The organism is Parapedobacter deserti (assembly GCF_042646065.1).
Lineage (GTDB): Bacteria > Bacteroidota > Bacteroidia > Sphingobacteriales > Sphingobacteriaceae > Parapedobacter > Parapedobacter deserti.
Window position 1 is genome coordinate 76,992 of record NZ_JBHRTA010000062.1, and the last position, 13,820, is coordinate 90,811.

General features: G+C 47.1%; 11 protein-coding genes. 4 read left to right on the forward strand and 7 right to left on the reverse strand.

From position 1 onward, the window contains the following. Positions 1–38: 38 nt before the first annotated feature. The 7 genes from ACFOET_RS20465 to polA all read right to left on the reverse strand — a co-directional run bounded on the left by ACFOET_RS20465 (position 39) and on the right by polA (position 9,337). Complete coding sequence (locus ACFOET_RS20465; protein WP_379026569.1) at positions 39–1,466, reverse strand: OmpA family protein; 1,428 nt, start codon at positions 1,464–1,466, stop codon at positions 39–41. Between the two features lie 407 nt (positions 1,467–1,873). Beyond that, complete coding sequence (locus ACFOET_RS20470; RefSeq protein WP_379026213.1) at positions 1,874–2,884, reverse strand: inorganic phosphate transporter; 1,011 nt, start codon at positions 2,882–2,884, stop codon at positions 1,874–1,876. 15 nt (positions 2,885–2,899) lie between these two features. Further along, entirely contained in the window at positions 2,900–3,547 is a 648-nt protein-coding gene (locus ACFOET_RS20475; RefSeq protein ID WP_379026215.1) for a DUF47 domain-containing protein, read from the reverse strand. Between the two features lie 88 nt (positions 3,548–3,635). Then, positions 3,636–4,673, reverse strand: coding sequence for a sensor histidine kinase (locus tag ACFOET_RS20480; RefSeq protein WP_379026217.1), 1,038 nt, complete (start codon positions 4,671–4,673; stop codon positions 3,636–3,638). A 13-nt stretch (positions 4,674–4,686) separates the two neighbouring features. Continuing rightward, positions 4,687–5,346, reverse strand: coding sequence for a phosphatidylserine decarboxylase family protein (locus ACFOET_RS20485; RefSeq protein ID WP_379026219.1), 660 nt, complete (start codon positions 5,344–5,346; stop codon positions 4,687–4,689). Positions 5,347–5,405: 59 nt separating this feature from the next. Then, positions 5,406–6,527 carry a toxin-antitoxin system YwqK family antitoxin gene (locus tag ACFOET_RS20490; protein ID WP_379026221.1) on the reverse strand — a complete coding sequence of 374 codons (1,122 nt, stop codon included), beginning with the start codon at positions 6,525–6,527 and terminating at the stop codon, positions 5,406–5,408. Positions 6,528–6,535: 8 nt separating this feature from the next. After that, positions 6,536–9,337 (reverse strand): DNA polymerase I, encoded by a 2,802-nt coding sequence (gene polA / locus ACFOET_RS20495; protein ID WP_379026222.1) that lies wholly within the window; start codon positions 9,335–9,337, stop codon positions 6,536–6,538. Positions 9,338–9,442: 105 nt separating this feature from the next. Here polA and rsgA point away from each other — a divergent pair, with 105 nt between their 5' ends. From rsgA to ACFOET_RS20515, 4 genes are all read left to right on the forward strand, one after another. Then, entirely contained in the window at positions 9,443–10,363 is a 921-nt protein-coding gene (gene rsgA / locus ACFOET_RS20500; RefSeq protein WP_379026224.1) for a ribosome small subunit-dependent GTPase A, read from the forward strand. Positions 10,364–10,415: 52 nt separating this feature from the next. Beyond that, the gene (locus ACFOET_RS20505) at positions 10,416–11,231 is read left to right on the forward strand and encodes a purine-nucleoside phosphorylase (protein ID WP_379026571.1); all 816 of its coding nucleotides are present in this window, start codon (positions 10,416–10,418) and stop codon (positions 11,229–11,231) included. Continuing rightward, positions 11,231–13,222, forward strand: coding sequence for a putative porin (locus ACFOET_RS20510; RefSeq protein ID WP_379026226.1), 1,992 nt, complete (start codon positions 11,231–11,233; stop codon positions 13,220–13,222). The genes ACFOET_RS20505 and ACFOET_RS20510 overlap by 1 nt, the downstream gene beginning before the upstream one ends. 90 nt (positions 13,223–13,312) lie before the next feature. Further along, positions 13,313–13,741: a class I SAM-dependent methyltransferase gene (locus ACFOET_RS20515; RefSeq protein ID WP_379026228.1), complete on the forward strand. Its 429-nt coding sequence runs from the start codon at positions 13,313–13,315 to the stop codon at positions 13,739–13,741. Positions 13,742–13,820 lie beyond the last annotated feature (79 nt).

Here is a 13,820-nt window from a genome sequence, read left to right on the forward strand (position 1 = left end):
CGTCTCTTTACTCAGCAATTGTTTGAAGAACTAATTGCCTATTTTCCTGTTTTGATTTCAACACGACGGTTAAGAACGCGGCCTTCCTCAGTTGCGTTAGATGCTATCGGAGCTGATTCACCGAAAGCCTGAACGTTGACCTTAGCAGCGTCTACGCCAGAGTTAACCAAGTATTGCTTTACAGAGTTAGCGCGATCGCGAGACAAGTTCAAGTTGTAAGCCTCAGAACCTTCAGATGACGCATGGCCATCCAATGTTACAGTTGCGCCAGTTTCACGCAGTTCGGACGACAGCCGATCAAGAATTGAGTAAGACTCAGTCTTCAATACAGAGCTGTCGAATTCAAACTGAATATTCTGATAAGTACCTGTCACAGCCCTTTCTTGAGGCTCAGGGAATTTGATAGGGCAACCAGCACCGTCAACCTGAGTACCGGCAGGCGTTCCCGGGCACTTGTCGAATTTATCAGATACACCGTCACCGTCTTCGTCACGGCTCAATTCATCAACCAAACCTTCTAAAGTAGATACGCGTTGCTTCAATGCTTCAAGCTCGTTGCGCAATGAAGGATCTTTCAACTCGTCATACAAAGAAGATACAGGATTGTGCCAAGTCAAGTCGCGTTTTGAAGCAGAGCCCAACGAGAATTCCAATCCAGCATAGGTGTAAGAGAACTTGTCGTTAGTCGCTTTTTGTACAAAGCTGCCGTTGTTATAAGTACCAACCGGACCGTACAATGCTTTGTCATCAACAAAGTTCATTGTGTAACCCAAGTTCAATGCCACGCGGTCAGACAATTTGAATTTTAAACCAACTCCAACAGGAATATTGGTTGCTCTTTTGAAATCCCTGTCGCCGGTCAATTCAGCACCGTCGCCACGTTCCTGACCCCAGTTGCCGCCATTGTCCCATGCACCTGCGGAGCCCTCAGCGTCCGTATAAAGTACAGGGTTGAAAGCGAGCATACCGATACCAACGCTAGCATAAAAGTTCACTGCATTTTCACGACGCAGGAAATCGATAGTAGCCAATTGGAATACACCGTTTAAGCTAGCATTATACTGAACTGAGGTTTCTGCAGACTCGTACCCTGCTGGGTCAGCAGCCGGAGCAGGTGAACCCCATGGTGCGATAAAAGTTTTCGCTCCTCCTTCGTTATGCGCGAAAATACGTCCGCGGTTAACAGCTCCTTCCAATCCAAACCAGCTTGAAAACTGCTTACGAACTGAAACGCCATAATATTCACGCAGCTTGTACTCGAAATAATTTACTTCTTTTCCAAATGAATTGGAGCCGCCGATGATTACTGACGGTGTAGTAAAACCACCATTGACACCGATCGTCCACGTCCTGTACTGGGATCTTCCTCCAAATACAGTCGGCTCCTGTGCCTGTGCTGTTTCAGCCAATCCTAAGGCTGCTACCAGCGAGCAAGCAACTGCCGTTTTGATTGTAGAATAATTCATACTCTTGTTTTTTTTAAGGTTAAAAATTTTTAATTGTCTAATTTTTCGCAAAAATAACCAATAGTTTGATTCACGCAACATTTGCAAATACTATTCCAGTTTTTCTTGATTTCTTGATTTTCCAAAAAAATAACGCCAAAATAGGCCAAAACATCATAAAAAATCAACTCATCAACCTGTCTAACAGCCGATTACACACTCTAAGGCATCTTGAAACGTGACCGCTCACGAAATTTCAATGACCTTTGCTCACTTAAAAAGCTCCCGAAATATTTCTAGGCTACACATTGCGCTCCGCTTCCCAGCATGTCCATTTTAATGGTCAGTCTGGCAAAAACGATGTAAAGCTACAGATTAAACACCTGGTTTCCTACTAAACAACGTATTATTTAAAAACCGCTTCAAATTTAAAAAATATAATGTATCATAGTATACATAGCTCCTGCTAAGATAGCCGAAACCGGAATTGTGAGCACCCATGCCCATAGCAAACTGATGGTAACTCCCCATCGCACCGCTGAAACGCGTTTTACCACACCCACTCCTATGATCGAACCGGTGATGGTATGCGTAGTAGACACCGGGATTCCAAAATGTTCAGTAATGCCCAAGGTAAGTGCCCCCGCTGTTTCCGCTCCAACCCCTTCAAGGGCATTCACCTTGGTGATTTTGGTACCCATTGTCTTTACGATTTTCCAGCCGCCACTCATGGTGCCTAAAGCAATAGCAGAGTAACACGTCAAAGGTATCCATTCGGGCATAGGATCGCCCGATTGCAGATAACCACCAGCAACCATAGCCACGAAAATAATCCCCATTACTTTTTGGGCGTCATTCCCTCCATGGGCAAAACTCAACGCCGCCGAAGAGACAAGTTGCAGTTTCCTAAACCACCATTCGGCAACGGATGGCTTCGCTCTCCTGGAAATGTTGATAATCACCAACGTAATTGTAATAGCGATGACCATACCGATCAGTGGCGCCAATACAATGAAGGAAATAATTGTTAACGTCGCATTCAGATTTATCGCTCCAATAACACCGTCGCCCAATATAAACGCATGTGTCATCCCTGCACCCGCAAACCCGCCGATCAATGTATGGGAAGAGCTCGAGGGAACACCATAGTACCAGGTAAACAGGTTCCAACCGATAGCTGCCATCAATCCTGCAAAAATCACTTCAAGGGTAATATACTCCTCCAAAACGGTTTTTGCAACGGTGTTTGCCACCTTATGATCGGTAAAGTAGAAGTAAGCTGCAAAATTGAAAGCCGCCGCCCACAACACCGCTTGAAAAGGCGACAGCACTTTCGTGGAAACAATAGTGGCAATGGAGTTTGCCGCATCGTGAAAACCATTGATATAGTCGAACGCGATAGCAAGGATAATGACAATAACCAATAGTGTCGTGAGCATATGCGCGGTATTGAATTAGGCGTTCTTCACGAGAATGCTCTCCAGCACGTTGGCCACGTCCTCGCATTTATCGGTAGCGGTTTCCATGGCAGAGAGCACCTCTTTGTACTTAATAAGCGTAATTGCATCCTTTTCGAATTCGAACAGTTCTCCTACGGCCTTATCAAAGATGTAATCTGCTTTATTTTCAATGCTATTGATGCGTACACAAGAATCCGTGATATTCCGGATATTTTTGAGGTTGCGCAATTCGTGCACGGCCTTCGCGACATCTTCAGTAGCTTCAAGTATCAGATCTGCCATCTCGATAATCGGATCCGTTATCCGCTCCACCTTATAGAGGTCGATACGGTTAGATGCCCCATGTATGAAATCAGCCACATCGTCGAGCGAACTTGTCAATGTATGGATGTCCTCACGGTCAAATGGCGTGATAAAATTTTTGCCTAATTCTAAGTGAATCTGATGAGAAATATCATCCCCACGGTGTTCCAGGTCTTCGATCCTTATACAGAGTTCTTTCCGATTGCTTGCATCCGGTAAATTTACCAATGCTTTCAATAACTTCGCCATCTCAATGAGATTGCTACTAGCTTGCTCAAACAATGGAAAAAATTTCTTGTCTTTGGGAACGAAATATTGAAATATGCTATTGAGCGACATAGGGCATTTATTTCTTACAAAAATATGATGTAAATGTTAATTCAATGTTAATTAACAATACATGGCGAGTTAAATAGGGCAAACGAATTTACATCACCGGTTTTACTTTTTCCAAGGTAAAGGCGAAAGTGGTACCAACGCCCTCGGTACTCCGCACGTTGACGGTCTGCTGATGAGCTTCAATGATATGTTTCACGATGGAGAGCCCCAGTCCAGAACCTCCAATCTTACGCGAACGGCTTTTATCGGTTCGGTAAAACCGTTCGAAAACTCTCGGTAAATTTTTTTCTTCGATGCCAATCCCGTCATCTGTCACTTCGACTAACACGGTTTCAAAAAGCTCATATATGCGGAGGTCGGTTTGTCCCCTTTCTTTCCCATATTTAATCGAATTGCTAACCAGGTTGACCAATACTTGCCTTATTTTTTCCCTATCAGCACTTACCATCGTTTGGGATTGGTACTTATCCTTAAAAACGAGCGATATACCATGAACCGCTGCTTTGTCCTCCATAGCCTCCAGCACCTCCCTTACTAACACAACCAGGTCAAACTTTTGATAATTGATGGGTATCTGACCACTTTCCAACTTGGAGATTTCATCAAGATCCTTAATCAGAAACGTCAACCGATCAAGGTTCTGGGATGCTTTTGACAAAAATTGCGCAGCCATTTGAGGGTCCTCTTGCATCATGCCGTCATGCAGCGCATCAATATAGCCCTGAATAGCAAACAGTGGCGTTTTAAATTCGTGAGAAATATTAGCGAGAAATTCACGACGGAATTTCTCCTGCTCCTTCAAGGTATCTATTTCCTTCTTTTTCTCTCTGGCCCAATCTTTTACCTGTTGTTCCAGGTCGTTAATCGGATCATCGCTCAACTTATCACCTAAGGCCTCTTTCAAGTCCTTTCCAAGTTTAAGGTTATGAATGAGCTTATATATAAGTCTCATCTTATTATAAATGTACCGCTGGAACAGGTAGTAAAATGCTATGAAACTGACAGTAAACGATATAGCGAACGTGATAAGAAAATACTGCCAGCTATGTTGGAAGTAGAAGTTTACACAGGCTATTGCCAGTCCTACAGCAAAGGCATTGATAAAAACTAGCAGAATAAACCGCATGGTTACAAAATGATTATTCGAAACGCCCTAAAACCGTCAAACCGCCTGACACCAGGTCGCCAATTTTCACATCCACTTTGGCGTCGAGGGGCAGAAAGACATCCACACGGGAGCCGAACTTGATAAACCCGAATTCCTCTCCTTGCTTTACCGTCACTCCTTCCTCGACGTACCATACGATGCGCCGGGCCAGGGCACCTGCAATCTGACGGAAAAGCACCTCTTTCCCATGGTTAGTACGCACTGCAATGGTTGTCCGCTCATTGAGTGTAGAGGACTTGGGGTGCCATGCAACCAAATATTTTCCAGCATGGTAACGAAAGAAGCTCACCACCCCACTCACCGGATTGCGGTTGATGTGCACATTGATCGGCGACATGAATATAGACACCTGAATTCGCTTATCGTTAAAATATTCCGTCTCTTCAGTTTCCTCAATGACCACGACTTTACCATCGGCAGGGCATAGAATCAAGTTGTCGTCTGTTACAACACGCCTTCTCGGACTCCTGAAAAACTGCAATACCGTAACGAAAAGCAAAAAAGAAAGCACATAAACCGTCCACACGACAAGTGCATTGTCCGGTATAAAATAGTGGACTAACGCGTTGGCTATAAAAATCACTAACGCTGCAATCGCAATGCTGGTATATCCTTCTTTATGGATGGTCATGTATCAGATCTTAATAGGCAACAAATATACGGAGAAGAATTGGATATCAATCGCAACCGTTATATCCCCTTTTCGCGCCGTATATCAAGGTCAAAGAACCTCAATTTGCGTTCGGCAAGGTCCGGAAAAACCTCCACGGCGACGGTAAGCTTGTCTTCGATGTACGCACCATCCGCGTAGGAAGGAAACCAAAAATCTACCCGGCTAAGTGCTTCCTGAAGCAAATCCCGGTACCGCCTGTGACTAAACGTGTTTATCATTTCGACTCTCCCCGGTTCGCCGTTTTGTTTTACGACTACAGTAAATTCGAGTTTTATTGGGTCTAGCATCGTGTCCACCGCGCCCTCGAACCATTCTTCGAGGTGTTTACGCAAATAGCCTGTGAAACCACTATACTCATCAATGGTACAAGCTTTGCCGATCATCTCTTCGGCTCGGGTAAAAAAATCACCCGGCAATATCCGGTATCTGGGTCCGTCAGAAAATCTTTCATCCTTGAACAATTCGTATCCATTTTCGAAAATGCCATTTCGGTAATATTCGTAGCCGGCGCCTTCGCTTTTACCATCAGCAAACACGTATTCGATTGCCCATGTACCGTGGGGCCGTCCATCTGCCACTCTCCCCTTACGAATGTAACGAATGTAGCCAAATTCATTGTATCCTTCGCTTTCCACGGCAAACTCGTATCTTCCATTCCCGTCGATTACGCGCTGGCGGCCCCGCTGATCCCAGAAATTAAGGATAAAAACACCGCCATCCCGATACGCTACGTCGAGCAAGGGCTTGCCATCAGGATAGTAATACTTCCACAGGCCCGCAGGGGCGCCCCGATCATAAGAAACCTCCCATTTCAGCTGCCCGTTCGGATGGTAGGCTTTATAATCACCGTGTCTATCGCCGTTCCGGTAGCTGCCTGTCAGGATGGCCCGTCCATGACGGTTGAAATCGGTAAATTCCCCGACGAAGGTTTGCAATTGGAAATCGTACCGCCCTACGCGTTCGATGGCCTTGAACTGACAATTTTTATCGGCCAGGAAGTAATAATCGTCATAATAGAATCTGGTCAAACCATTTGTAGCGCTTTCGTAATAAACCGGTTTGCCCGGCACCGTATCCAAGCGCATTGCAGATGCCACAAACGGCACAACCAACAGGTATATCAACAGTTTGAACCTCATGCTCTTCATCAATGTGCTTCGAGCCAATTGCGCCCCTCACCAAGTTCAACCACAATGGGCACCGACATGGTCAGGGCATTCTTCATATGATTTTCAACAAGTTCCCTGAACGCAGGTACCTCCGCTTTAGGAACATCAAACACCAACTCGTCATGTACTTGCATGGTCATTTTCCCGCGCAATCCATGTTGCCTGATGCCCTTATGAATGCCGATCATCGCTACTTTTATCATATCCGCAGCCGATCCCTGAATCGGTGCGTTAATCGCATTCCGCTCTGCAAATCCACGCACGGTCTGGTTAGCAGAATTGATGTCCCTGAGGTACCGGCGCCGCTTGAGCAGTGTCTCAACATAACCGTGCTCCTTAGCAAAATTAATCGTATCGTTCATATATCTTTTGATACCCGGGTATTGGGCAAAATACTGTTCAATGATCTGCGCTGCTTCCGTGCGTGGGATACCAAGGTTTTGCGAAAGCCCGAAGGCAGATTGACCATAGATAATCCCGAAATTTACCGCTTTTGCATTCCGCCGTTGCGCTAAGGTGACCTCATCCAGCGGCACGCCATAAACCTTGGCTGCTGTGGCACGGTGCACATCCAGCCCTTTTGCAAACGCCTCGAGCATGCCCTCATCGCCACTCATATGGGCTACCAACCGCAATTCGATCTGCGAATAGTCTGCGGACAAGATCACATGATCCTCATCCCTCGGTATGAACGCCTTGCGCACTTCACGTCCGCGTTCCGTCCGAATAGGGATATTCTGCAGGTTCGGGTTGGTAGAACTCAGCCTTCCCGTGGCTGCAACGGCTTGGTTGTACGAGGTGTGCACACGGCCCGTGATCGGATTCATCATCATCGGCAATGCGTCCACGTAGGTCGACTTGAGCTTCTGCAGCTGCCTGAATTCCAAAATATCCTTTACAATATCGCTTTTCGCAGCCAGTGCGAGGAGCACATCTTCGCCGGTTTTATATTGTCCGGTTTTGGTCTTTTTTGCTTTTGGGTCAAGTTGCAGTTTTTCAAAAAGCACTTCTCCCAATTGCTTGGGAGAAGCGATATTGAACCGTACGCCGGCCTTTTGATAGATCGTCGTCTCGATTGCGGCGATGTCCTTTTCCAGGGATGCTGATAGCTGCCGGAGTACGGGTACGTCGATGTTAACTCCGCACTGTTCCATATCGGCAAGCACATGTACCAACGGAAACTCCACATCGCGAGCAAGTGCTGATGCTTCCGCCTTTTCCAGCAGCGGCTCAAAGGCAGCTTTCAGCTGGAGCGTGATATCCGCATCCTCAGCAGCATATTCCTTGATGACTTCTATGTCTACATCCTGCATATTACCCTGATTTTTACCCCTAGGCCCAATCAGATCGGTGATCGGTATGGGTGTATAGCCGAGGTAAGTTTCAGCTAATACATCCATGCCATGGCGGGTATCCGGATCGATAAGGTAGTGGGCAAGCATCGTATCGAACAGCAGGCCCCTTACCATAATTCCATAGCGCGCCAGTAACAAGATATCAAATTTCGTGTTTTGCCCCACCTTCTCGATCGTCTCGTCCTCAAATATGGGCTTAAAATACCCTAACATGCGAAGGCATTCTTCACGGTCGGACGGGGCCGGCACGTACCACGCCTTGCCCGGCTCAATGGCAAACGACAGGCCCACCAGATCGGCGGTGTTTGCATCGGTACCGGTCGTCTCCGTATCAAAGCAAAAGCTACGCTGGGCAGCCAACAAGGCTGCCAATTCCTGCTGCGCCTGCGGTGTATTGGCCAAGAAATACTCATGTGTTGTGTTGTGGACGTTTTTCGCCGCAGGCGGGGGGGTATAGTCAGCCGCGGTAATCGCGGTTACCTGCCTGTTGCCTTCAATGGCATTGCCAAATAAATCCATCTGCGTACCGCTCGCCGACTTAGCGTCTAGGTTGAAGTCATCGCCGAAAACACGTTTGCCCAATGTCCGGAATTCCAACTCTGCAAACAGCGGCTCCAATGCTTCCCTATCCGGATCACGCCGCTCCAGCTTTGCTTCATCCAGTTCGATGGGCACATCCAATTGAATGGTCGCTAATTTTTTGGAGATCAGTCCCTGCTCAGCAAAAGTCTCTACATTCTCACGTTGCTTGCCTTTAAGCTGGTCCGTGTTGGCCAATAAGTTCTCTATCGAGCCAAAACGTTTGATCAAATCTTTTGCTGTTTTTTCGCCTATTCCCGGAATACCCGGGATATTGTCTACCGAATCACCCCACAGGCCAAGGATATCAATAACCTGCCTAACATCCGACACGCCCCACTTCTCCAGAATCTCCGCCACCCCCAATGTCTCGGCCCCATTTCCGAGACGTGCTGGCTTATAGATGAAGATATTGTCTGTCACCAGCTGGCCGAAATCCTTGTCAGGTGTCATGCAATACACCGTGTATCCTTTGCGCTCAGCCTCTTTCGCCAATGTGCCAATGATGTCATCAGCTTCATAACCATCTAATGCAATTAGTGGAATATTGAACCCCTCAACCAGTTTATAAACATAGGGAATGGCGGCAGCAAGATCTTCGGGAATAGCCTGCCTGTTTGCCTTGTAGGATTCAAACTCAACATGGCGGTTAGTTGGCGCCATGGTATCAAATACCACCGCGATGTGTGTCGGCTGTTGGGTTCGCAGCAGCTCCAGCAACGTATTAGCAAACCCAAATATCGCTGAGGTATTAAAGCCAGTAGAAGTAATCCGGGGCGTTTTGCTCAATGCAAAATAAGCCCTGTAAATCAAGGCCATACCATCTAAAAGAAACAGTTTCTTCACGCAAGTTGTATGTTGGTAATGACACAAAGATAACGATATTGTGGTTTTTTTTCCGACTTTTGTGGTAATGACAGCACATCCATTGATGCTTAATCGTTTAGTTGCATGAGAGGCCTGGTCACCAAATCAACGGGAAGCTGGTATGAGGTGCTTGCCGAAAATGGCAGCAACTATAAAAGCCGAATTAAAGGCAAGTTCAGAACCAAAGACATTAAAACCACCAATCCTATCGCCGTGGGCGACTGGGTGGATCTCAGCCTTGAACCGGACCAAGACACTGCGATCATCACCCAACTGCATGAACGAAAAAATTACATTATCCGTAAGTCGGTAAACCTTTCCAAGCAAGCTCAAATTATCGCCGCTAACCTGGACCAAGCGTATTTGGTTGTCACCTTAGCTTCGCCGTTTACTTCATTGGGGTTTATCGACCGCTTTTTGGTCACGGCCGAAGCGTATGACGTTCCTGCCGGATTGATCTTCAACAAGCTAGACCTTTTTAGTGACGAAGGCCTTGCCGTATTGCGCGATTACGAATCCATTTACCAAACGATCAACTACCCGTATTATGAAGTTTCGGCCCTGGAAGGCACGAATACCGATGCCATTAAGGAGTTATTCAAAGACAAGACTACGTTGATTTCCGGCCATTCCGGTGTCGGGAAATCCACATTGATAAACGCCATCCATCCGGAGGCGAAGCTGCGCACGGCGGATATTTCAGACTGGTCTGACAAAGGCAGGCACACCACTACGTTTGCCGAAATGATTATGCTTCCGTTTGGCGGACGGCTCATCGACACCCCGGGCATCCGCGAGCTGGGCGTCATCGATATTGAGCAGCAAGAGCTGAGCCACTTCTTTCCTGAAATGCGGGAGCTGATAAATAATTGCCGTTTCAACGACTGCCGGCATATCAACGAACCGGGTTGCGCCGTACTGACAGCGCTCCACCAAGGATATATCGCATCGAGCCGTTATGAAAGCTACCTCAGCATTTATCACGGGAATGACACGCGGGCGTAGTTTTTTGACCATTCCAAAAAATAGTTTACGTTTGAGATAAGTTTTGATGACTATGTACGATTTTATTGAAGAAACCACCTCATTTATCAAACACCGCATCGGCGATTTCATTCCTGAATATGGCATTATTCTAGGTACGGGGTTAGGCAAGCTCGTAGATGAAGTCGACGTCAGCTATCAGCTGATGTATGCCGATATACCCAATTTTCCCATTTCAACCGTAGAATTCCATACCGGTCAGCTGATTTTCGGTATGCTCAATGGCAGGCGCATCGTGGCCATGCAGGGCCGCCTTCATTACTATGAAGGGTATAGCATGCAACAGATCACCTTCCCGGTGCGAGTGATGAAGGCCTTAGGCATAAGCAAGCTGTTTGTATCCAACGCTTCCGGCTCCCTCAACCCGAATATTCGAAAAGGGGACCTAGCTATCATTGACGACCACATCGACCTGTTGCCAGACAACCCGCTCCGGGGAGCTAATGATAGCCGCTTCGGACCGAGGTTTCCGGACATGAGCCAGCCCTATGATATCGACATGATCCGTAAAGGCATCGAAATTGCGCAACAGCACGCGATTACCGTCCATCGTGCGGTATACATATCTACGCCTGGACCTAACCTTGAAACACGGGCAGAATACCGCTATATGCGCCTGATCGGAGGAGACATCGTTGGCATGAGCACTGTACCGGAAGTGATCGTGGCAAACCACATCGGTCTACGGGTTTTTGCCATTTCGGTGGTTACCGACGAAGGCTTCCATGAAGACCTCCAACCGGTTTCCATCGCTGGGATCATGAAAGTGGCCTCTTCAGCCGAGCCGAAAATGACATTAATACTGAAAGAATTGGTAGCTTTGCAGTGATGAAGGTACTGCTGCGCATTTCGCTGCTCTTACTGTGTTTTTTTGCGCTCTTACCTGCGCTATTCGCGCAAGAGGAAGAGTTTAGTAGCGCACTGGACTCGGCGCGCGCGGCTGAAGATAGCAAGGAAGACACCGTTATCTATACGGCAAGGTATATCCGTTACACCACTTTGGCCATGATGAAGCAAGGGACGTTTACTTACCAGATCGACACATTACACAAGAATTTTCAGTACTACAACCCACAAAACCAACCACGAAACCCAACTATTCATTTAGGAAGCTATGGATTGGCAACGCGCGACCTCCTTTTTGTCCCCAATAAAACCATTGGCTTCCAGCCCGGATTTCACAGCTTAGAGCGCTTTCTCTACCTGTCGGATTCCATTAAATATTACCGTGCTCGCGCACCCTTTTCGGAACTATACAACGTCGGCTTTTTTTTTGACGACCAGATTATCCGGGCGAAGGTCACCCAAAACATCAATCCGCGGCTTAATCTTGGCGGCGAATTCCATGCAGCCCGGGCCGATGGTTATTACAACAATCAGCGGTATAATGATATCAAATCAGCACTCTTTGCTTGGTATGAATCGGAAAACCATCGCTATAATTTGTTGACGAATGTGGTATTCAACCGGCTTACGTCCACCGAAAACGGCTCCATACTTAATGACACGGTATTTCGCGACATCGACCGACGGCCCAGTAACTCTGAACCCACCAGATTAGTAGGTACACGCGATGAACGTCCGAGGCATACCTGGCGTGATAACAGCCTGTTTCTGAGGCAAAGTTTATTTGTAGGGCGCTTGGACACCATCAATGCCGGTAAACCAGAGCAACAGCTCCTTCCTACCAACCGAATGTCGCACAGTCTCAGCCTTCGGATGCGCAATTTCCAATTTTATAAGAACGAAGAGGACATCCATGGAGCCTTCCCCTTTGGCGGCAACGTGTTGGCGCAAGACACCACCCGGGTGTCTACCATTACCAACGATTTTGGATACAGTTTTTATCTGCGGGGAAAATCGCTGGCCTTTATCAAAAATGAAGTGAAGCTAGACCTCGGCTACCAACACGACATGCACTGGTACAGGGACCGTGGCTATCACACATTCCTGCAGAACAACATGTTGAAGGTAGGCATTGGGTACCGATTCAGCGACCGAATCAGCGTTACCGGAAATCTAAACCAAATTGTGCAGGGAGCCAACTTTGGCGATTACCTGTATGAAGCCTCCGCAGATATCCTATTGAGCAAGACCATCGGGCGAATAACTATGGGTGCCTATACCCAAAACAAATCACCGGAATGGCTCTTCCAGCGTGTCAATTATACCTACCACCAGTGGATGCATGACTTTGCAAAGACGAAGACCACAAACTTTTCTTTTGCCTATGAAAACCGGCAGCTCGGCTTTTCGGGGAAAGCGGAGTACTTTCTGATTGCGAATCACCTTTATTTCCAAGAAGTGGCCAATCCCAACAATCTAAACGCGCGTCTACTTCGCGTCATCGAGCCCACCCAATTGGGAAATAATATTAACCTTCTGAAGCTCACGGCGAGCCAAAATTTTACATTTGGCAGGTTTCATTTAGACAATCACGCCGTTTATCAACAGTCGGACTATAATGACGTGCTCGCCATCCCCCAACTATATACTTGGCATAGCATATATTACAACGGACTGTTATACAAGATCGTCGATTTCAATCTCGGGCTCGACGTACGTTTCAACACACCGTTCCGAGCCCAATCCTACGCCATCAATATCGGCCAGTTCTACAATGACAACGTAGGTATTGAATTTTCCAGCTATCCGATTGTGGATGTCTGGACAACGGCAACGCTCAAACGCGCCAACTTGTTCCTCAGCTATAATTTCGTCAACCAGCATATTTGGCCAGCAGGATATTATACGGTACGCAGGTATCCTATGGGCAATGCCAATCTCCGCGTAGGGATTGCATGGAAGTTTTATGATTAGGGCCGTATTTTTTGCCTCCGACCAGCAATACAAAGCGGACAACTACGTTGATAAATCAAAATGCAGGCTTTTCATTTTTCAACTGAGAAAATGACGACTAAACTATCAAAACGGCTTACAGAGGCCGTGGATGCACTCCCTTTGTTCAATGGCATCCGGGTCCTTGAGATTGGTTGTGGACCAGGGGCAGCAGCCAGAGAGGTGTCAAAACGTATCGGCAGTGGGCACATTTTAGCGATTGACCGTTCTGCAAAGGCCATCCAGCAAGCCATTGCAGGCTCGCAAAATGAAATTACGTCCAAGAGGCTTTCCTTCCGGCAGGTCGCCATTGAAGATTTTGTGCTCGCGAATGGTGAAGAGCCGTTTCACATCGCGTTTGCCATACGCGTCGGCGCATTAGACGGCCGGCATCCTGAAATTGAAGCCCGCGCATTATCAAAAATCGCAAAAGCGTTGACCAAAAACGGGAAATTATATATTGATGGAGGTACTCCTCTAAAGGAAGTGACGCTGCCCTGACCACATGAGAGCAGATATTATTCGGCAATGATCCGCTATATCAAAGCCGTCTTTTTATCCGTTGTCTTCGTTTGCTGTT

Excerpts from the sequence above, each read along its gene's own strand:
- ACFOET_RS20470 (WP_379026213.1), bottom strand. The coding sequence starts at position 2,884 with ATGCTCACGACACTATTGGTTATTGTCATTATCCTTGCTATCGCGTTC.
- ACFOET_RS20475 (WP_379026215.1), bottom strand. The coding sequence starts at position 3,547 with ATGTCGCTCAATAGCATATTTCAATATTTCGTTCCCAAAGACAAGAAA.
- ACFOET_RS20505 (WP_379026571.1), top strand. The coding sequence starts at position 10,416 with ATGTACGATTTTATTGAAGAAACCACCTCATTTATCAAACACCGCATC.
- ACFOET_RS20480 (WP_379026217.1), bottom strand. The coding sequence starts at position 4,673 with ATGCGGTTTATTCTGCTAGTTTTTATCAATGCCTTTGCTGTAGGACTG.
- ACFOET_RS20490 (WP_379026221.1), bottom strand. The coding sequence starts at position 6,527 with ATGAGGTTCAAACTGTTGATATACCTGTTGGTTGTGCCGTTTGTGGCA.
- rsgA (WP_379026224.1), top strand. The coding sequence starts at position 9,443 with ATGAGAGGCCTGGTCACCAAATCAACGGGAAGCTGGTATGAGGTGCTT.
- ACFOET_RS20465 (WP_379026569.1), bottom strand. The coding sequence starts at position 1,466 with ATGAATTATTCTACAATCAAAACGGCAGTTGCTTGCTCGCTGGTAGCA.
- ACFOET_RS20510 (WP_379026226.1), top strand. The coding sequence starts at position 11,231 with ATGAAGGTACTGCTGCGCATTTCGCTGCTCTTACTGTGTTTTTTTGCG.
- ACFOET_RS20515 (WP_379026228.1), top strand. The coding sequence starts at position 13,313 with ATGACGACTAAACTATCAAAACGGCTTACAGAGGCCGTGGATGCACTC.
- ACFOET_RS20485 (WP_379026219.1), bottom strand. The coding sequence starts at position 5,346 with ATGACCATCCATAAAGAAGGATATACCAGCATTGCGATTGCAGCGTTA.